The organism is Streptomyces sp. NPDC045701, from assembly GCF_056432045.1.
In genome coordinates this window covers 5,759-26,137 of the sequence record NZ_JBWKJV010000024.1, presented here as the reverse complement: position 1 = coordinate 26,137, position 20,379 = coordinate 5,759, and the positions used below count along the sequence as shown (strand labels likewise).

The 20,379-nt window shown below is 72.5% G+C and carries 14 protein-coding genes and 1 pseudogene; 13 read left to right on the top strand and 2 right to left on the bottom strand.

Annotated elements, in window-relative coordinates; genetic code table 11:
• Window positions 1–14 precede the first annotated feature (14 nt).
• The 7 genes and pseudogenes from AC07DW_RS23025 (at window position 15) to AC07DW_RS22995 (ending at window position 7,912) form a co-directional block, all read left to right on the top strand.
• Window positions 15–1,262: a polyamine ABC transporter substrate-binding protein gene (locus AC07DW_RS23025; protein WP_478859556.1), complete on the top strand. Its 1,248-nt coding sequence runs from the start codon at window positions 15–17 to the stop codon at window positions 1,260–1,262.
• Window positions 1,263–1,306: 44 nt separating this feature from the next.
• The gene (locus AC07DW_RS23020) at window positions 1,307–2,458 is read left to right on the top strand and encodes an ABC transporter ATP-binding protein (RefSeq protein ID WP_478859555.1); all 1,152 of its coding nucleotides are present in this window, start codon (window positions 1,307–1,309) and stop codon (window positions 2,456–2,458) included.
• The gene (locus AC07DW_RS23015; RefSeq protein ID WP_478859554.1) at window positions 2,455–3,369 is read left to right on the top strand and encodes an ABC transporter permease; all 915 of its coding nucleotides are present in this window, start codon (window positions 2,455–2,457) and stop codon (window positions 3,367–3,369) included. The genes AC07DW_RS23020 and AC07DW_RS23015 overlap by 4 nt, the downstream gene beginning before the upstream one ends.
• Entirely contained in the window at window positions 3,369–4,163 is a 795-nt protein-coding gene (locus AC07DW_RS23010) for an ABC transporter permease (protein WP_478859553.1), read from the top strand. The genes AC07DW_RS23015 and AC07DW_RS23010 overlap by 1 nt, the downstream gene beginning before the upstream one ends.
• Window positions 4,164–4,185: 22 nt before the next feature.
• A complete protein-coding gene (locus AC07DW_RS23005; RefSeq protein ID WP_478859552.1) occupies window positions 4,186–5,604 on the top strand; it encodes an NAD(P)/FAD-dependent oxidoreductase in 1,419 nt (472 codons plus the stop codon).
• A 157-nt stretch (window positions 5,605–5,761) separates the two neighbouring features.
• Window positions 5,762–6,030, top strand: a pseudogene (locus AC07DW_RS23000) (hypothetical protein); the annotation flags it as partial.
• 82 nt (window positions 6,031–6,112) lie between these two features.
• Entirely contained in the window at window positions 6,113–7,912 is a 1,800-nt protein-coding gene (locus tag AC07DW_RS22995; RefSeq protein WP_478859551.1) for a chitinase, read from the top strand.
• Here the strand turns inward: AC07DW_RS22995 and AC07DW_RS22990 are convergent.
• On the bottom strand, window positions 7,863–8,663 hold the full coding sequence (locus tag AC07DW_RS22990; protein ID WP_478859550.1) for a phosphatase PAP2 family protein: 801 nt from the start codon (window positions 8,661–8,663) through the stop codon (window positions 7,863–7,865). The genes AC07DW_RS22995 and AC07DW_RS22990 overlap by 50 nt on opposite strands.
• A gap of 96 nt (window positions 8,664–8,759) precedes the next feature.
• Window positions 8,760–10,094, bottom strand: a complete 1,335-nt coding sequence (gene gabT / locus AC07DW_RS22985) for a 4-aminobutyrate--2-oxoglutarate transaminase (RefSeq protein WP_478859549.1) — start codon at window positions 10,092–10,094, stop codon at window positions 8,760–8,762.
• Between the two features lie 257 nt (window positions 10,095–10,351).
• On the opposite strand from gabT, the gene AC07DW_RS22980 reads away from it, so the two are divergent.
• From AC07DW_RS22980 to AC07DW_RS22955, 6 genes are all read left to right on the top strand, one after another.
• A complete protein-coding gene (locus tag AC07DW_RS22980) occupies window positions 10,352–12,394 on the top strand; it encodes a type IV secretory system conjugative DNA transfer family protein (protein WP_478859548.1) in 2,043 nt (680 codons plus the stop codon).
• Between the two features lie 97 nt (window positions 12,395–12,491).
• The gene (locus AC07DW_RS22975; RefSeq protein WP_478859547.1) at window positions 12,492–14,054 is read left to right on the top strand and encodes a PucR family transcriptional regulator; all 1,563 of its coding nucleotides are present in this window, start codon (window positions 12,492–12,494) and stop codon (window positions 14,052–14,054) included.
• Window positions 14,055–14,311: 257 nt separating this feature from the next.
• Entirely contained in the window at window positions 14,312–15,268 is a 957-nt protein-coding gene (locus AC07DW_RS22970) for an EamA family transporter (RefSeq protein WP_478859546.1), read from the top strand.
• Window positions 15,269–15,377: 109 nt separating this feature from the next.
• Window positions 15,378–16,820 (top strand): aldehyde dehydrogenase family protein, encoded by a 1,443-nt coding sequence (locus AC07DW_RS22965; protein ID WP_478859545.1) that lies wholly within the window; start codon window positions 15,378–15,380, stop codon window positions 16,818–16,820.
• A 333-nt stretch (window positions 16,821–17,153) separates the two neighbouring features.
• A complete protein-coding gene (locus tag AC07DW_RS22960; RefSeq protein WP_478859544.1) occupies window positions 17,154–17,738 on the top strand; it encodes a hypothetical protein in 585 nt (194 codons plus the stop codon).
• Window positions 17,739–18,313: 575 nt separating this feature from the next.
• Complete coding sequence (locus AC07DW_RS22955) at window positions 18,314–20,251, top strand: acyl-CoA dehydrogenase family protein (protein WP_478859543.1); 1,938 nt, start codon at window positions 18,314–18,316, stop codon at window positions 20,249–20,251.
• Window positions 20,252–20,379: the final 128 nt, after the last annotated feature.

Genomic DNA, 20,379 nt, shown 5'->3' with positions numbered 1-20,379 from the left:
GAAAGGCACAGCGCATGGAGCAGTACGAGCCCGACAGCCCGTCCGCGGCCCAGGTCGCCGCGATGCGGCGCAGCCTGACGAACGGCCGGGGAGCCCTCACCCGCCGTTCCATGCTGCGGGCCACGGGCGTCGGCGCGCTCACGATCGGCGGTGTCGCCGGTCTGGGCGCCTGTGGAATCCCGCCCGCCGAGCGGGAGGGCGACGGCCCCGCCTCCACCGACTTCTCGGCCTCGGAGAAGCGGCTCAGTTTCTCCAACTGGACCCAGTACATCGACATCGGCGACGACGAGAAGTCCCGCCCCTCCCTGGAGGCGTTCACCAGGCGCACCGGGATCGCGGTCACGTACACCGAGGACATCAACGACAACGTCGAGTTCTTCGGCAAGATCAAACCGCAGCTCGCCGCCGGCCAGGACACCGGCCGCGACCTGATCTGCGTCACCGACTGGCTGGCCGCCCGCATCATCCGCCTCGGCTGGGCGCAGAAGCTCGACCCGGCCAACCTTCCCCACGCGTACGCGAACCTGTCCTCCCAGTTCCGCCGTCCCGACTGGGACCCGGGCCGCTCCTACTCGTACCCCTGGACCGGCATCTCCACGGTCATCGCGTACAACAACAAGGCCACCGGCGGCCGCAAGGTCGACTCGGTCACCCAGCTCCTGGACGACCCCAGGCTCAAGGGACGGGTCGCGTTCCTCTCCGAGATGCGCGACTCGGTCGGCATGACCCTCATCGACATGGGCAAGGACCCCGGGAAGTTCACCGACGCCGACTTCGACGCGGCGATCGGCCGCCTCCAGAAGGGCGTCGACACCCAGCAGATCCGCCGCTTCACCGGCAACGACTACACCGGCGACCTCGCGAAGGGCGACATCGCCGCCTGCCTGGCCTGGGCCGGTGACGTCATCCAGCTCCAGGCCGACAACCCCGACATCCGGTTCGCGATCCCGGGTGCCGGCTACATCACGTCCAGCGACAACCTCCTGGTCCCCGCCAAGGCCCGGCACAAGACCAACGCCGAGAAGCTCATCGACTACTACTACGAGCTCCCCAACGCCGCCCGGCTCGCCGCGTACATCAACTACGTCTGCCCGGTGGACGGCGTACGCGACGAACTCAGCAGGATCGATCCCGCGCTGGCGTCCAACACCCTGATCCTCCCGGACCGGGCGATGGCCGCGAAGTCCCGCGCCTTCCGCTCCCTCACCAGCGAGGAAGAGACGGCGTACGAGGAGAAGTTCGCCAAGCTCATCGGTGCCTGAGCACGCCGCCGTCCACCCCTCCGAACCCCTGGGACCGCGAACCCATGACTGACAGCACGAACACCGGCGGCGACGTCCGCCTCTCCGGGATCAGCAAGACGTACGGCTCCTTCACCGCCGTCCACCCGCTCGACCTGACCGTCCCGCAGGGCTCGTTCTTCGCCCTCCTCGGCGCCTCCGGATGCGGCAAGACCACCACCCTGCGCATGATCGCCGGCCTGGAGGAGCCCACCACGGGAACCGTCTTCCTCGGCGACAAGGACGTCACCGACCTGCCCCCGTACAAGCGGCCGGTCAACACCGTCTTCCAGTCGTACGCCCTGTTCCCGCACCTGAACATCTACGAGAACGTCGCCTTCGGCCTGCGCCGGCGCGGCGTCAAGTCGGTGAAGAAGCAGGTCGGCGACATGCTCGACCTCGTCCAGCTCGGCGACAAGGCCGGCCACAAACCGCACCAGCTCTCCGGCGGCCAGCAGCAGCGCGTCGCCGTCGCCCGCGCGCTCATCAACCACCCCCGGGTGCTCCTCCTCGACGAGCCGCTCGGCGCCCTCGACCTCAAGCTGCGCCGCCAGATGCAGCTGGAGCTCAAGCGCATCCAGACCGAGGTCGGCATCACCTTCGTGCACGTCACCCACGACCAGGAGGAGGCCATGACCATGGCCGACACGGTCGCGGTGATGAACGGCGGCCGGGTCGAGCAGCTCGGCGCGCCCGCCGACCTCTACGAGAACCCCAGCACCACCTTCGTCGCCAACTTCCTCGGCACGTCCAACCTCATCGAGGCCGAGGTCGTCGGAGCCGGCTCCGACATCGCCGTCACGGCCGGCGGCGGCAGACTGAGGCTGCCCGCCGAACGGTGTTCCGCGCCCACCACGACCGGCGGCAAGCTGCTGGTCGGCGTCCGCCCCGAGAAGATCACGCTCGCCCACGCCGACGACGCGGGCGCGATCGCCGACGGGCGCAACAGGGTCACCGGCCGGATCGTCGACACCTCCTTCATCGGGGTCTCCACCCAGTACGTCGTCGACAGCCCCGCCGGCGCCGCCCTCCAGGTCTACGAGCAGAACATCGAACGCGACTCCCGGCTCGCCCCCGGCGCCGAGGTCGTCCTCCACTGGAACCCGGCACACACCTTCGGCCTGGACGCCGCCCAGGACATCGACGCGGGCGTGGAAAAGGTGGAGGAGGGAGCGTGACCATCACGGAAGCACCCGAAGCGCCACCGCTGGTGCGCAGGCCCGCCGCGCGCAGGCGGCTCGTCCCGTACTGGCTGCTGCTGCCCGGCATCCTGTGGCTGCTCGTCTTCTTCGCGCTGCCGATGGTCTACCAGGCCTCCACCTCCGTGCAGACCGGCACCCTGGAGCAGGGCTTCCGAGTCACCTGGCACTTCGCGACGTACTGGGAGGCCTTCACCGAGTACTGGCCCCAGTTCGTGCGCTCCCTGGTGTACGCGGGGACCGCCACCTTCCTGTGCCTGCTGCTCGGCTACCCGCTCGCGTACCTCATCGCCTTCCGGGCGGGCCGCTGGCGCAACCTCCTCCTGGTCCTGGTCGTCGCCCCGTTCTTCACCAGCTTCCTCATCCGGACGCTGGCCTGGAAGACGATCCTCGCGGACGGCGGCGCCCTCGTCGGAGCCATGGACGCCCTGCACGTCCTGGACGTCACCGACTGGCTCGGCTGGACCCAGGGCGACCGCGTCCTGGCCACGCCGATGGCGGTGGTCTGCGGCCTCACGTACAACTTCCTGCCCTTCATGATCCTGCCGCTCTACACCTCGCTGGAGCGGATCGACGGGCGGCTGCACGAGGCGGCGAAGGACCTGTACGCCTCGCCCGCCACCACCTTCCGCAAGGTGACCTTCCCGCTGTCCATGCCGGGCGTCGTGTCGGGGACGCTGCTGACGTTCATCCCGGCGAGCGGCGACTACGTCAACGCCGAACTGCTCGGCTCGACCGACACCAAGATGGTCGGCAACGTCATCCAGTCGCAGTTCCTGCGGGTGCTGGACTACCCGACGGCGGCCGCGCTGTCCTTCATCCTGATGGCCGTCGTGCTGCTCATGGTCACGGTCTACATCCGCCGGGCCGGAACGGAGGACCTGGTCTGATGCGCCGGCTCCGCAAGAACCTCGTCGTCGTCGCGGGTCTGCTGACCCTCGCGTACCTGATTTTGCCGAACGTCGTCGTGATGGTGTTCTCGTTCAACAAGCCGGCGGGACGCTTCAACTACTCCTGGCGCGAGTTCTCCACCGACGCCTGGCGGGACCCCTGCGGCGTCGCCGACCTGTGCGGCTCGCTCGCGCTGTCCCTCCAGATCGCCGCCTGGGCGACGCTCGGCGCCACCGCGCTCGGCACGATGATCGCCTTCGCGCTCGTCCGCTACCGCTTCCGGGCACGCGGCGCGATCAACTCGCTGATCTTCCTGCCGATGGCGATGCCCGAGGTCGTCATGGCAGCGTCGCTGCTCACCCTGTTCCTCAACATGGGCGTCCAGCTCGGCTTCTGGACGGTCCTCATCGCCCACATCATGTTCTGCCTGAGCTTCGTGGTGACGGCGGTCAAGGCGCGCGTGATGTCCATGGACCCCCGCCTGGAGGAGGCCGCCAGGGACCTGTACGCGAGTCCCGCGCAGACCTTCCTGCGGGTCACCCTGCCCATCGCCGCACCGGGCATAGCGGCCGGCGCGCTGCTCGCCTTCGCCCTGTCGTTCGACGACTTCATCATCACCAACTTCAACGCGGGCTCGACCGTGACCTTCCCCATGTTCGTGTGGGGTTCGGCGCAGCGCGGCACGCCCGTACAGATCAACGTCATCGGTACGGCGATGTTCGTCGTCGCGGTGCTGGTGGTGGTGGCCGGCCAGGTCGCGGCCGGCCGGCGCAAGCGCACAGACGTCTCATGAGTTCCTGAGGGAGTTGGAAGCCATGGCCCCCGTTGCCATGCGTAGTGCCGCACGATCGCTCTCGGACGCCCGGCCCGTCCCCTTCTGGCTGGAAGACCCCGGCAGGCCCGCCCCGCTGCCCGCCCTCACCGGCACCGAGCACTGCGACCTGCTGGTCGTGGGCGGCGGCTACAGCGGCCTGTGGACCGCGCTCCTCGCCAAGGAGCGGGACCCCGCGCGGGACGTCGTCCTCATCGAGGGCCGGGAGGCGGGCTGGGCCGCCTCCGGCCGCAACGGGGGCTTCTGCGCCGCCTCCCTCACCCACGGCTTCGGCAACGGCCTCGCCCGCTGGCCGGGTGAGCTCGCCACCCTCGAAGAGCTGGGGCTCGCCAACCTCGACGCCATCGAGGCGGCCGTCTCCGCGTACGGCATCGACTGCGACTTCGAGCGCACCGGCGAGATCGACGTGGCCACCGAGCCCCATCAGATGGCCGAACTGGCCGGGATGTACGAGGAGGCCGACCGCCTCGGCCTCGCCGGCGGCCTGGAGCTGCTGGACCGGAACGCGGTACGCGCCCAGGTCGACTCGCCCACCTTCCTGGGCGGCCTGTGGGACCGGCACGGCGTCGCCATGCTGCACCCGGCCAAGCTGGCCTGGGGCCTCAAGCGGGCCTGCGCCGGCCTCGGCGTCCGCGTGTACGAGAACACCCGGGGCCTGGAACTCGCCCGCGCGGGGGCCGGCATGGCCGTACGCACGCCCTACGGGCGGGTCTTCGCCCGGCAGGTCGCCCTCGGCACCAACGTCTTCCCGTCGCTGGTCAGGCGCGTACGCGCCTACACGGTTCCCGTGTACGACTACGCCCTGATGACCGAGCCGCTCACGGACGCGCAACGGGCCTCCATCGGCTGGAAGAACCGGCAGGGCCTCGGGGACAGCGCGAACCAGTTCCACTACTTCCGGCTCTCCGCCGACAATCGCGTCCTGTGGGGCGGTTACGACGCGGTCTACCCGTTCGGCGGACGGGTCAGCGCCGAACGCGACGACCGTCCGGAGACGTACCTCAAGCTCGCCGAGCACTTCTTCCGCTGCTTCCCGCAGTTGGAGGGCCTGCGGTTCAGCCACGCCTGGGGCGGCGCCATCGACACCTGCTCCCGGTTCTCGGCGTTCTTCGGCACCGCGCACGGGGGGCGCGTCGCCTACGCGGCGGGCTTCACCGGCCTCGGCGTGGGGGCGACGCGGTTCGGCGCGGACGTGATGCTCGACCTGCTGTCGGGGGAGCGGACCGAGCGCACGGAGCTGGAGATGGTGCGCACCAAGCCGCTGCCGTTCCCGCCGGAGCCGATCGCCTGGGCGGGCATCGGGCTGACCAAGTGGTCGCTGGCCCGGGCCGACGCCAACGGGGGGCGGCGGAACCTGTGGCTGAAGGCCATGGACCGGCTCGGGCTCGGCTTCGACAGCTGACCACTGTCCTTTCGCGCCGGGTGCGCGCCCCCACCGGCCCCCTTCACCACCAGGCCGGTGCCGTGTGCCGCGTCATGATCCCGGCGGACCCCCGCTTCCCCGTGTGCACGCACTGCCCCGCCGGGGCGGTGACACACGGACACGGAGGCAGCGGGCGATGACGGGTGCGGGGGCCAAGGCGGCGGTGGAGTGGCTGGCAGCGGTGGCGCCGGATCCCGGGGCCTGCCGGTGGGAGTGGGAGCGCAACCCCCTCGGGGTCGCGCTCCTGCCCGCTGGCACGGGGACGTGCTCATCGTCCCGGCCCGGCTCGGCCGCCCCGCGCTCGACGTCCTGTGCCGGCTCGTCGACCGGCCCGGCCCGGGCGGCTGCCCGCCTGGCGGAACGTCAGGAGCCCTGACCGCCGGGCCGGGTGCGGCGGGCGCGGGGTGTCAGAGGTCTTGACAACCTGATTGGTCTGGACCAGGTTGTGCGGCGCTCCACCCCGATTCCCCCACTCCCGGAGGCAGTTGTGGACCGCACCTCCCTCAGACCCCTCGCCGTCGCCGTCGCGGCCCTGCTCACCCTCGGCGGCGTCACCTCCGCCGCGCACGCCGCCGACGCCGACCTCGCGCGCAACGGCGGCTTCGAGGCGGGCCTGGACGGCTGGAGTTGCTCGGCGGGCAGCGGGACGGTCGTCACCGCGCCCGTGCACGGCGGCACCAAGGCCCTCCAGGCCACCCCGGCGGGCAGCGACAACGCCAGGTGCGCCCAGACCGTCGCGGTGCGGCCGGACTCCACGTACACCCTGAGCGGCTGGGTGCGCGGCGGTTACGTCCACCTCGGCGCGACCGGCACCGGCACCACCGACGTCTCCACCTGGGCCCAGTCCGCCCCCGACTGGCAGCGCCTGACCACCACCTTCCGCACCGGTGCCGCCACCCGGACCGTCACCCTCCACACCCACGGCTGGTACGGCACCGGCGCCTACCACGCCGACGACATCTCCCTGCTGGGCCCGGGCGGCGACCCCGTCCAGGTGCCGGCCGCTCCCGCCGGGCTGACCGCCGGGCAGGCCACCTCGACCACCGTGCCGCTCACCTGGTCGCCCGTCACCGGCGCGACCTCCTACCACGTCTACCGGGGCGGGACCCGGCTCCTGACGGCGACCGGCCCCTCGGCGACCGTCACCGGTCTCGCGCCGGCCACCTCGTACACCTTCCAGGTCACCGCCGTGAACACCGCCGGTGAGTCCGCCAAGTCGGCACCCGTGACCGTGACCACGCCTCCCGGCGGCGGGCAGCCGGACGGCGGCCTGCCCGCCCACGCCCTCGTGGGCTACCTCCACGCGAGCTTCGCCAACGGCTCCGGTTACACGCGGATGGCCGACGTCCCCGACTCCTGGGACGTCATCAACCTCGCCTTCGGCGAACCGACCTCCGGCACCTCCGGCGACATCCGCTTCCGCCTCTGCCCGGCGACCGAGTGCCCGAACGTCGAGTCGGTCACCGACTTCAAGGCCGCCATCAGGGCCAAGCAGGCGGCGGGCAAGAAGGTGCTGATCTCCATAGGCGGCCAGAACGGCCAGGTGCAGCTCTCCACCACCGCGGCCCGCGACACCTTCGTCTCGTCGGTCTCCCGGATCATCGACGAGTACGGCCTCGACGGCCTCGACATCGACTTCGAGGGCCACTCGCTGTCCCTGAACACCGGTGACACGGACTTCCGCAACCCGACCAGCCCGGTCGTCGTCAACCTGATCTCGGCACTGAAGACGCTGAAGGCCAGGTACGGCCCCGGATTCGTGCTCACCATGGCCCCCGAGACCTTCTTCGTCCAGCTGGGGTACCAGTTCTACGGCTCCGGCCCCTGGGGCGGCCAGGATCCGCGCGCCGGCGCCTACCTGCCCGTCATCCACGCCCTGCGCGACGACCTCACCCTGCTGCACGTCCAGGACTACAACTCCGGTCCGATCATGGGCCTGGACAACCAGTACCACTCCATGGGCACCGCCGACTTCCACATCGCCATGACGGACATGCTCCTCACCGGCTTCCCGGTGGCGGGCGACGCGGCGCGGTTCTTCCCGCCGCTGCGCCCCGAGCAGGTCGCCATCGGCCTGCCGGCCTCCTCGCAGGCGGGCAACGGCCACACCGCGCCGGCCGAGGTGAACAAGGCGCTCGACTGCCTGACGCGGACGGTGAACTGCGGCACGTACCGGACGCACGGCGCCTGGCCCGGGCTGCGCGGTCTGATGACCTGGTCGGTCAACTGGGACCGGTTCAACGGCGGGGAGTTCTCCCGGAACTTCGACGCCTACGGATGGGGCTGAACCGGCGGGGGACGACCCGGAGGAGGGTGAACAGACACACGCTGGCCACCACGTCCAGCGGCCAGTGGTAGCCCCGCAGCACCAGCCCGGTGCCCGTCGCCACCGTCAGCAGCACGGCGACGGGCACCAGGCGCCGGTGGACCAGCAGCGCCGCGCCGCCGTACGCGACCAGCGCGGTCGCGGTGTGCCCCGACGGGTAGTAACCGGACTCCGCGGTGAGCGGACCGACCCGGTCCACGAGCAGTTTCAGGGGCACGACCACCGCCGGTACCAGCGCCATGGCGAGCGCCGCGTACAGCGCCTGGACCCGGCGGCCGCGCCACACCGCGTACGCCGCCGCGGCGGCCAGGACGGGGAGGGCGACCTGCGTGTTGCCCAGATCGGCGAGGAGCTCGGTCAGCGGCTCGGGGCCCCGGCCGGCCAGCGCGCGGCTCGCGCGTTCGTCCAGCCGGGCGAGCGGGCCGTGGGCCACGACCTGCCAGGTGATCAGCCCGAAGACGACCGGCAGCATCACGGTCAGGGCCAGGAGAAGAGCCGGCCGCCCCGGAACAGGGGGGGTGGTTCCGGGGCGGCCGGCTGGACCGGTGTGCCGCGCGCCCCGGGGGGTGTGGGGCGGGCGACTGTCCGATCGGTGAGGAAAACCGGAGCCGAAGGCTCCAGTGGTGTGCGCGAAGGCACGACCAGGACGAGGCTGGGGAGGCTCCGTCCCGGAGCCGTCCGCGGTTCCCTGCGGACGGGGTGTTTCTCTCATCTGCAGAAACCGTACGGCAGAGAACGGGGGGCCGACAGGCGGATCTCCATCCCGCCATCGGCCCCCCACGGCTTCTTCACAACCGGTCGCCGGGCGTCACACGCCGGCGAACGCGCTCTCGATGATGTCGAGGCCCTCGTTCAGCAGGTCCTCGCCGATCACCAGCGGCGGCAGGAAGCGCAGCACGTTGCCGTAGGTGCCACAGGTCAGGACCAGCAGGCCCTCGGCGTGGCAGGCCTTGGCGAGCGCGCCGGCGGCCTCCGGGTGCGGCTCCTTGGTCGCCGGGTCCTTCACCAGCTCGATCGCGATCATGGCGCCGCGGCCGCGGATGTCGCCGATGATCTCGTACTTCTCCTGCATGGCGGCGAGGCGGCCCTTCATGACCTCCTCGATGCGCTTGGCCTTGCCGTTGAGGTCGAGCTCCTTCATCGTCTCGATGGCGCCGAGCGCACCGGCGCAGGCCACCGGGTTGCCGCCGTAGGTGCCGCCCAGGCCACCGCCGTGCACGGAGTCCATGATCTCGGCGCGGCCGGTCACGGCGGCGAGCGGCAGACCGCCCGCGATGCCCTTGGCGGTGGTGATCAGGTCCGGGACGACGCCCTCGTCCTCACAGGCGAACCACTGGCCGGTCCGGCAGAAGCCGGACTGGATCTCGTCGGCGACGAAGACGATGCCGTTGTCGTTGGCGAACTTCACGATGGCCGGCAGGAAGCCCTTGGCCGGCTCGATGAAGCCACCCTCGCCCAGCACCGGCTCGATGATGATCGCGGCGACGTTCTCGGCGCCGATCTGCTTGGTGATCTGGTCGATCGCCTGCGCGGCGGCCTCGGGGCCGCAGTTCTCGGCGCCGGTCGGCCAGCGGTAGCCGTACGCGACCGGAACGCGGTAGACCTCGGGCGCGAACGGGCCGAAGCCGTGCTTGTACGGCATGTTCTTGGCGGTCAGCGCCATCGTGAGGTTCGTACGGCCGTGGTAGCCGTGGTCGAAGACCACGACGGCCTGGCGCTTGGTGTACGAGCGGGCGATCTTGACCGCGTTCTCGACGGCCTCGGCACCGCTGTTGAACAGCGCGGACTTCTTGGCGTGGTCGCCCGGGGTGAGCTCGGCGAGCGCCTCGCAGACCTCGACGTACCCCTCGTACGGCGTGACCATGAAACAGGTGTGCGTGAACTGCTCCAGCTGGGCGCTCGCCCGGCGCACGACGGCCTCGGCGGAGGCGCCCACGGAGGTCACGGCGATGCCGGAACCGAAGTCGATCAGGCGGTTGCCGTCGACGTCCTCGATCACGCCGCCACCGGCACGGGTCGTGAAGACCGGCAGCACGGAGCCCACGCCGCCCGCGACCGCGGACAGGCGGCGGGCCTGAAGCTCCTGCGACTTCGGGCCGGGGATGGCGGTGACGACGCGGCGCTCCTGCGGGATTTCGGTCATGCGGGGCTCCTGGGGTGGGGTCTTTCGGACGCTGCTTCTCTTTCTTCCGCAGGCTAGGCGGGGTGGGGGGCCGCGGGCATGCTCCGTTCGGGAGTGGTCGGGGCCGTGTCCTTGTCCGGGACGGACATAGCGGCCCCGCACGCCCCGGACACCCGCCGCCCCGCAGTTGTCCACAGGTCGGTGAACCGCCCGGCCCGGGCGGCTAGATTGACGGGGCACAGACGCGCGGGACCTGGCTGGTCAGGGGGCAGGGCTTCATGGACACCGACGGTACGTACGAGGCACGGCGCGGCCACGTGGCGAAACCGCCCGTGCCGCCTCCGCCCCGGCACGCCCCGGCGCCCGCCGGCGGCGGCACCGTCCAGTGGCTGCGCACCCCCCGCCCGCCCGCCGAGCCCGGCGTGTGGCGGTTCGGGCACCGGCCTCGCCCGGCGGAGGAGCCGGAGGTGGTGCCCGCCCGGCGGCTGTTCGCCGGCGCGATGATCGCCCTGCTCAGCGGGTGGCTCCTGTGGTCCCTGCTGTGGAACGGGTACCTGGGCTACTACTGGCTGTGGCCGCTGCTCGTGCTCACCCCCGACGAGTGGCGCTCGGAACCCGGCACCTGGGCCACCGCCAGCTACGTCTACTACGCCGTCGTCGGCGGCGGCCTGCTGGTGTTCTTCGCCCGGGTCGGGCACATCCCCGAGATCTGGCGCCGCTACGCCAGGAAGAAGGACGCCCCGCCCCCGCCGCCGCCCCCGGACGCCGACCCCGTCGACTGGCCCGACCTGCGCGACGCCGGGCTCACCGACGCGGCGGCCCGGCTGGCCGAGGCCACCAGGTCCGGGGCGCTGCGCGACGTGGACTACGCCCGCATCCGGCGGGCCTGGCAGGGCGTACGGACCCACCCCGACCGGCTCGCCGCGTTCACCGACGCCGTGCGCGCCCACGGACCCGCCGCCTGCGCGCACCCCTCGGGCGTGCGCGACCTGCCAGTGCGGACCGCCGCGCACGACCTGGCCACCGCCCAGGTACGGATCGGCACCGCGGCCGACCACCCCCGCAACCCCTACGGCCGCCGGACGACCGGCGTCGCCTTGGAGCCCGCCGTGCTCGGCACCTCGCTCCTCGCCGTCGGGCCCGCCGGCTCCGGGAAGACGGTCCGGCTGATCCGCCCGGTCGTGGAGTCCCTGTGCCTCCAGGCGCTCGCCAACCGCGCCGCCGTCGTCGCGGTGACCGCCCACGGCACCGCCCTCGCCCCCGACCAGGCGTTCGACCTCGTCGTCTCCGTCGGCCGCCCCGACTCCACCCACGACCTCGACCTCTACGGCGGCGCCGACGACCCCGACGAGGCCGCCCGGATGCTCGCCGAGGCGCTCGTCGGCGACCTCGTCCCCGACAGCCGCCGCGCCGCCACCGCGCTGGCCCAGCTCATCGGCCCCTACCGCGCCGCGCACGGCCACTTCCCCGCCGTACCGGAGCTGCGCGAGCTGCTCGGCGGGGCGCCGGGGGCGCTGGCCGAGCTGCGCGCCGCGGTGGCCGGCGACCCGGCGCAGCTGCGCGAGCTGGACGCGCGGGAGCGGCAGGCCGAGCGCGGCGACGACATCGGGGTGCTGCTGGCGGAGCGGATCGCGTTCCTCGACCGGCCCGCGTTCGCGCGGTTCTTCCGCACCGACACCGAAGGGCGCCGCTTCTCGCTGCGCGCCATCGAGCACCCGCTGCGCGTCCGCGTCGACCTGCCTGAGCGCGGGCACGCCGAGGCGTCCCGGATCGTCGCCCGGCTGCTGCTGGCCCAGTTCACCGAGGCGGCGCTGGGCCGGGCGGACCGGTCCCTGTTCGCCTGCCTGGTGCTGGACGACGCCACGTACACGGTCACCGCCGACTCCGTGCGCGCCGTCCAGCGGCTGCGTTCGGCCCACGCGGGCGTCGTCCTGGCGCTGCGGACCCTGGAGGACGTGCCCGAGGCGCTGCGCGGCCCGCTCCTGGGCGCGGTGGGGTGCAGGATGGCGTTCGCGGGGATCGCGCCCTGGGACGGCGGGCGGTTCGCCGAGACCTGGGGCACCGAATGGGTGCAGACACGGGACGTGACCAACCGGCAGATCATCTCCGACGAGCCGCTCACCAAGGCGCTCCACTTCCTCCGCCGCCTGGTCACCGGCAAGGCGGCGACGGCCGAGGCGGTCACCGTGCGGGAGGTCGAGCGGCAGCGCTGGTCCGCCTCCGACCTGGCGCACGCCGTGCCCCCCGGGCATGCCGTACTGTCCCTGACGGGGGTACGCGGGGAGCACGTTCCCCCGCTCCTGGTCGACCTGCGGACCTGAAGCGACATGCCACCCTGGCAGAATTGAAGGGTGTCGTTCATACGGGACGGCGAAAAACCCTCCGTGCCTCACCTCCCGAAAGTCCGACGGTCTCGCCATGCCGCTCACGCTCGCCTCGCTCGTCCAGCACTCGGCGCTGAAGCTCACCGTCCGCGCCGGGGAGGACCGTCTCGACACACCCGTGCGCTGGGCGCACGTCAGCGAGCTCGCCGACCCCGTCCCCTATATGGAGGGCGGCGAGCTGCTCATGGTCACCGCCATGAAGCTCGACGCCGAGAACCCGGAAGCCATGCGCCGCTACGTCAAGCGGCTGTCCGGAGCCGGTGTCGTCGGGCTGGGCTTCGCCGTCGGCGTCAACTACGACGAGATCCCGCAGGCTCTCGTGGACGCCGCCCGGGACGAGGGCCTGCCGCTGCTGGAGGTACCGCGCCGCACCCCGTTCCTCGCCATCTCCAAGGCGGTGTCGGCGGCCCTGGCGGCTGACCAGTACCGGGCGGTGACGGCCGGGTTCGAGGCCCAGCGGGAGATGACGCGGGCGGCCCTCGCCGAGGGCCCGGCCGCGGTGGTCGCCCGGCTGGCCGGCCACGTCGACGGCTGGGCCGCGCTGTACGACGCGTCCGGCGCCGTGCTGGCCGCGGCGCCCGAGTGGGCGGCCCGCCGCGCGGCGCGGCTCACCCCCGACGTGCAGCGGCTGCGGGAGCGGTCGGCGCCCGCGAGCGCCGTGGTCGGCGGCACCGACGACCGGGTCGAGCTCCAGTCGCTGGGCAGCGGGCGTCGGGTGCGCGGCGCCCTGGCGGTCGGCACGGGCGCGCCCCTCGGGACGGCGGAACGTTACGCCGTCCACTCGGCCATCGCCCTGCTGACGCTCACCACCGAGCGGTCCCGCTCCCTCCAGGCGGCCGAGCAGCGGCTCGGTGTGGCGGTGCTGCGCATGATGCTGGCCGGGCAGCCCGACCACGCCCGGACGGTGGCGGGCGACCTGTACGGGGGCCTGCTCGACGCCCCGTTCCGGCTGCTGATCGCGGAGCCGGCCACGGCCGAGCGCGACCCGGCCGCCGAGGCGCCGCTGTCCGCGCTCGCCGAGTCGCTGGAAGCGGCGGCCGCCCGCACCGCCGAGGCCGTACTCACGGTGCCGGAGGGCGACGAGCGGCTGGTGGTGCTGGCCGGGGACGGGGGCGCGGTGGCCGGCGCCTGCGGGGCGTACGCCGAGAAGGAGGCGGAGGAGGCCGGGGTCGTGATCGGGCTCTCGGCCCCGACCGGCCCGATAGCGGTGGCCGCCGCGTACAAGCAGGCCGAGCAGGCCCTGTCGGTGGCCCGCCGGCGTGGCCGCGCCCTGGTCGAGCACGAGGACCTGGCGGCCGGCTCCGTGCTGCCCCTCCTCGCGGACGACGCCGTGCGCGCCTTCGCCGACGGCATGCTCCGGGCCCTGTACGAACACGACGCGACCGGCCGCGGCGACCTGGTCGCCTCCCTGCGCGCCTGGCTGTCCCGCCACGGCCAGTGGGACGCGGCGGCGGCCGACCTGGGCGTCCACCGGCACACGCTGCGGTACCGGATGCGCCGCGTCGAGGAGATCCTGGGCCGCTCGCTGGACGACCCGGACGTCCGGATGGAGCTGTGGCTCGCCCTCAAGGCCACCGGCGGCGCCCCCACACCCTGACGCGCCGGCCCCGGCCCGGCGGCGGGCCCCGCCCGTCTCCGGGCGTGCTCCGGCCCCGGCCCAGGCCACACCCGCCTCTCCGCGCCCGGCGCGGACCGCTGCCGCCCGGCGGGGCGGGCCGACGCGGGCCCGGCCGGGGACCCCCACACCTCCGGCCCCACCACCATGTCGCAAAACCGCTGACAACCACCCTGGTCCTGCCCGATGCCGGGCAGGAATCTTGCCGTACCGCCCGGCGGCTCCATAGTCTCCGGTACATGACAAGACGCGCCACCGATCCGGCCCCCACCACCACCCCCCTCACCGGTCTCACCGGGAGGCCCGCACGCCGCATCCCCGGCCCGGTCTGGGCCGCGCTGGCCATCGTGTACGTGGTGTGGGGATCCACCTACCTCGGCATCCGCGTCGTCGTCGAGACCATGCCGCCCTTCCTCTCCGCCGGTGGCAGGTTCGTCCTCGCCGGGGTGCTCCTCGCCGCCCTGCTGGCCTGGCGGAAGGGCATCGGCGTGCTCAGGGTCGGCCGCCGGCAACTCGCCTCCGCCGCCCTGGTGGGACTGTTCCTGCTCCTCGGGGGCAACGGACTCGTCGTCCTCGCCGAGACCTCCGTCCCCTCCGGCCTCGCCGCCCTGCTCGTCGCGGTCGTCCCCGCCTGGGTCGTCCTGCTGCGGACGGCGTTCGGCGAGCGCCCCGGCGCCGCCGCGTACACCGGCGTCCTCCTCGGCCTCGCCGGGCTCGCCGTCCTCACCCTCCCCGGCCTCAGCGGCGAGGTGCGGATCGGCGGCGTCGTCACCGTCATCGTAGCCTCGCTCCTGTGGTCGTCCGGGTCCTTCTCCGCGTCCCGCATTCCCATGCCCGCCAACCCCTTCACGGCCAGCGCGTACGAGATGATCGCCGGCGGCCTCGGCTGCCTCCTGGCCGGGCTGCTCCGCGGCGAACACCACGGCCTGGACGTCACCGACTTCTCCACCCGGTCCTGGACCGCCTTCGGCTACCTCGTCCTCTTCGGCTCCCTGCTCGCCTTCACCGCCTACGCCTGGCTCCTGCAGACCGCCCCGCTCTCCCTCGTCGCCACATACGCCTACGTCAACCCCGTCGTCGCCGTCGCCCTCGGTGCCCTGATCCTCGGCGAAGCCGTGACCTGGCCGATCGCCCTCGGCGGTGCCGTCGTCGTGGCCGGGGTGTGCCTCATCGTCAGTACGGAACGGCGAAACTGACACCCGGCACCACTCCATCCCGGACAAGCGACCGCGCGCTTCCCCGGCCCTAACGTGTGAGCAGAGGAACCCCCCACCCCGCACAGCTTCGAAAGGGCCGGATCCACTCATGACTGCCACCGCCTTCTGGCTGGCCGGCCGCCAGGCCACCGGCGAGACCACCTTCGACGTCACCTCCCCCTGGGACGGCCGCACCGTCGGCCGGGTGAGCGTGCCCACCGAGGCCCAGGTCGAAGAGGCCGTGGCCGCCGCCCACGCGGTGACCGACGAGTTCGCGGCCACCCCGGCCCACGTCCGCGCCGCCGCCCTCGACCACGTGTCGAAGCGGCTCGCCGAGCGCACCGAGGAGATCGCCCAGCTGATCTCCGCCGAGAACGGCAAGCCCATCAAGTGGGCCCGCGGCGAGGTCGGCCGTGCCGTCTCCGTCTTCCGCTTCGCCGCCGAGGAGGCCCGCCGCTTCAACGGCGGTGACGCCCAGCGCCTCGACACCGACGCCGGCGGCACCGGCCGACTGGGCCTGACCCGCCGCTTCCCCAAGGGCGTCGTCCTCGGCATCGCGCCGTTCAACTTCCCGCTGAACCTGTGCGCCCACAAGGTCGCCCCGGCCATCGCCGTCGGCGCCCCGATCATCCTCAAGCCCGCCCCGGCCACGCCGCTGTCCGGTCTCATCCTGGGCGAGCTGCTCGCCGAGACCGACCTGCCGGCCGGCTCCTGGTCGATCCTGCCGGTCACCAACGACCGCATGCCGGCCCTGGTCAAGGACGAGCGCCTGCCGGTCATCTCCTTCACCGGCTCCGACAAGGTCGGCTACGCCATCCAGGAGTCCGTACCGCACAAGCACTGCACCCTGGAGCTGGGCGGCAACGCCGCCGCCGTCGTCCTCGGCGACTGGTCCTCCGAGGAGGACCTGGACTGGGCCGCGACCCGCATCGCCACCTTCTCCAACTACCAGGGCGGCCAGTCCTGCATCTCGGTGCAGCGGGTCATCGCCGACGCCTCCGTCTACGACCGCCTGGTCGCCAAGGTGACCGCCGCCGTCGCGGCACAGGGCACCGGCGACCCGTCCGACGACACCACCGACGTCGGCCCCCTGGTCAGCGAGGACGCCGCCAAGCGCGTCGAGGCATGGGTCGACGAGGCCGTCGCGGCCGGCGCGAAGCTGCTCACCGGCGGCAAGCGCGACGGCGCCACCTACGCGCCCACCGTCCTGGAGGACCTCCCCGCCGACACCACCCTCGCCTGCGAGGAGGTCTTCGGCCCGGTCCTCACCCTGCACAAGGTCGACGGCGAGAAGGAAGCCTTCGCCAAGGTCAACGACTCCAGGTTCGGCCTCCAGGCGGGCGTGTTCACCCACGACCTCCGGACCGCCTTCCGCGCCCACCGTGCCCTCGAGGTCGGCGGCGTGATCATCGGCGACGTCCCGTCCTACCGCGCCGACCAGATGCCGTACGGCGGCGCCAAGCAGTCCGGCGTCGGCCGCGAGGGCGTCCGGTACGCGATGGACGACTACACCTACGAGCGCGTGCTGGTCCTCACGGGCCTCGCCCTGTAACGGCGCACCACTCGTACGGCCCAGACCGGCGGCCGGAGCCCACTGTGCGGGGGCTCCGGCCGTCTCTGTTCATTCGGGCGCCGACCTGCTGGGATGGTGGGGATGTCGCCCCGTTCCTGTGCACCCTTGGGAACACGGTGGGAACACCGGAGCACTCTCACGGCGCCGAGCGATGCAGGGAGCGGATCAGCGAGTCCGTATCCGCCGAACAGGTTCAAGCCCCCGCGCGCTCCCGTGCCGGCGGAGAGAGTTGAACAGCACAGAGATGCGCTGGTGGGGCCGGGTTGAGGCCACGCCGGTTCGTCCGGGTAGCGGGCGGGAGCGGAGGACGAGTTGAACGGCGAGACATGGCACCACGTGGAGCGGCTGCGGGTGTGGTTGGACGCGGAGGCCGCCCCGTCCACGGTGGATGACGCCCGGCTGCTGCGCGTGATCAAGATTTCCGAGGAGCTGGGGGAGGTCGCGGAGGCGGTACATGGCGCACTCGGCGCCAACCCCCGGAAGGGGGCGTCTCACACGTGGGCGGACGTGCGGAAGGAGCTGTCCGACGTCATCGTTACGGCGATGGTCGCCCTGGACACCATCAGCGCGGACGGCGGCAAGGTGCTCGCCTCCCGGTTCGGGGCCCGCGAGGAGGCGGACGCCGCCGAGGCGCCGGCCGGTGATGCCCGGTTGCTGCGCGTCCTGGAGATCAGCCAGGACATGGGCCGGGTCGCGATCACGGTCCTCGGCGCGCTCGGGGCGAACCCGCGCGGCCACGAGCCGGGCGCGGCGCACACGTGGGAGGACGTGGAGCAGGAACTCGGCGACGTCATCGTGACGGCCATGGGCGCGCTGGACGGCATCAGCGGCGGCGACGCGACCGCGCTCCTGGACGACCGGCTCCGGCACCTGGTGGACCGGGTACACGCCGCCTGACCGGCCGGGGCCACTGCCCCGACGGCCGGCGGCGCTGGTCAAGACCGGTGGCGGTTAGCTCGAACGGGTGAAAAGTTGAAGGATTGACATTCGGCGACTGTTGCGGGAGACACGACCTGGTGTCTGTCGCGCGAATCGGCCAAGGTCCGAGAAGTGTCCGTGCTCGCCGGCGACCTGGAGAGGTCTGGGCGGGAGCGTCCCGTTCCTTGCTCCGCAGGCAGATGACGGGATGTACGAGGGCCCGGTGGCCGGCCGCCGGGCCCTTTCTGTCGCCCACCCTCGGGGCGCTGGTTCCCGGCCAGCTTCGGCGGCCTGTTCCCAGGTCTGTTCCCACGGGAACACGAGGGGCGGCGTACGCGGTTGGATGCGGTCGAACGAGTGAAGATGCGGGAAGATCCGTCCGGCAGATCCGCAGGTCAGGGCAACACCGCAGGTCAGAGGCCAATTTCGGGAACGCGCTGTGCGGGGGCCCGGCCGCCTTTTCGTACTCGCCGTCATCGGGTAATACGGTCGAGTGACACCGGTCGGCGGGACCACCGGCCGGCCGCCCCCGAACGCGGCGAGGTGAGCCCACCATGTCCGGCCCCCACCACCAGCCCAAGGTCTCCGAGCGCGAAGCCCGTCAGGTCGCCGAGGCCGCCCGTGAACAGGACTGGCGCAAACCCAGTTTCGCCAAGGAACTGTTCCTCGGCCGCTTCCGGCTCGACCTCATCCACCCGCATCCGATGCCCGCCACCGAACAGGCCCAGCGGGGCGAGGAGTTTCTGGCCAAACTGCGGGACTTCTGCGAGACGAAGATCGACGGCGCCCTGATCGAGCGCGAGGCGCGCATCCCCGACGCCGTCATCGACGGCCTCAAGGAGCTCGGCGCGCTCGGGATGAAGATCGACACCAAGTACGGCGGCCTCGGCCTCACCCAGGTGTACTACAACAAGGCCCTCGCCCTGGTCGGCTCCGTCAGCCCGGCCGTCGGCGCCCTGCTCTCCGCCCACCAGTCGATCGGCCTGCCGCAGCCGCTCAAGCAGTTCGGCACCCCCGAGCAGAAGGAGACCTACCTCCCGCGCCTCGCCCGCACCGACATCTCCGCCTTCCTCCTCACCGAGCCCGACGTCGGGTCCGACCCCGCGCGCCTCGCCACCACCGCCGTCCCGGACGGTGACGCGTACGTCATCGACGGCGTCAAGCTGTGGACCACCAACGGCGTCGTCGCCGACCTGATGGTCGTCATGGCCCGCGTACCGAAGTCCGAGGGCCACAAGGGCGGCATCACCGCGTTCATCGTCGAGGCCGGCTCGGACGGCGTCACCGTCGAGAACCGCAACTCCTTCATGGGCCTGCGCGGCCTGGAGAACGGCGTCACCCGCTTCCACCGGGTACGCGTCCCCGCCGCCAACCGCATCGGCCCCGAGGGCGCCGGCCTGAAGATCGCGCTCACCACGCTCAACACCGGACGCCTGTCCCTGCCCGCCATGTGCGTCGGCGCCGGCAAGTGGTGCCTGAAGATCGCCCGCGAATGGACCTCCGTCCGCGAACAGTGGGGCAAGCCCGTCGCCCACCACGAGGCCGTCGGCGCGAAGATCTCCTTCATCGCCGCCACCACCTTCGCCCTCGAAGCCGTCGTCGACCTCTCCAGTCAGATGGCCGACGAGGACCGCAACGACATCCGCATCGAAGCCGCCCTCGCCAAGCTCTACGGCTCCGAGATGGCCTGGCTCATCGCCGACGAACTCGTCCAGATCCGCGGCGGCCGCGGATACGAGACCGCCGAGTCCCTCGCCGCCCGCGGCGAGCGCGCCGTCCCCGCCGAACAGCTCCTGCGCGACCTGCGGATCAACCGCATCTTCGAGGGCTCCACCGAGATCATGCACCTGCTGATCGCCCGTGAGGCCGTCGACGCCCACCTCGCGGTCGCCGGCGACATCATCGACCCCGACAAGACCTTCGGCGACAAGGCGAGGGCGGGCGCCCAGGCCGGCGTCTTCTACGCCCGCTGGCTGCCGAAGCTCGTCGCCGGACCGGGCCAGCTGCCGCGCGCGTACGGGGACTTCCACCCCGCCGGTCACACCGACCTGTCCGCCCACCTCCGCTACGTCGAACGCACCTCCCGGAAGCTGGCCCGGTCCACCTTCTACGCCATGTCCCGGTGGCAGGGCCGCATGGAGACCAAGCAGGGCTTCCTCGGCCGGATCGTCGACATCGGCGCGGAGCTGTTCGCGATGAGCGCCGCCTGCGTACGCGCGGAGCTGCTGCGCTCCACCGGCGACCACGGCCGCGAGGCGTACCAGCTGGCGGACGCCTTCTGCCGCCAGTCCCGCATCCGCGTGGAGGAGCTGTTCGGCCGGCTCTGGACGAACACCGACGACCTCGACCGCACGGTCGTCAAGGGCGTGCTGTCCGGCACGTACACCTGGCTGGAGGAGGGCATCATCGACCCCAGCGGCGACGGCGCCTGGATCGCCGACGCCACCCCCGGCCCGTCGGCCAGGGAGAACGTGCACCGCCCCATCCGCTGACCGGCCCCGAACGGCGTACGGAGGCGGGGGGGGGGGGGGGGGGGGGGGGGGGGGGGTGGGGGGGGGGGGGGGGGGGGGGCGGGGGGGGGGGGGGGGAGGATGTGTGCTCGGTCTGCTCAACGTATGTC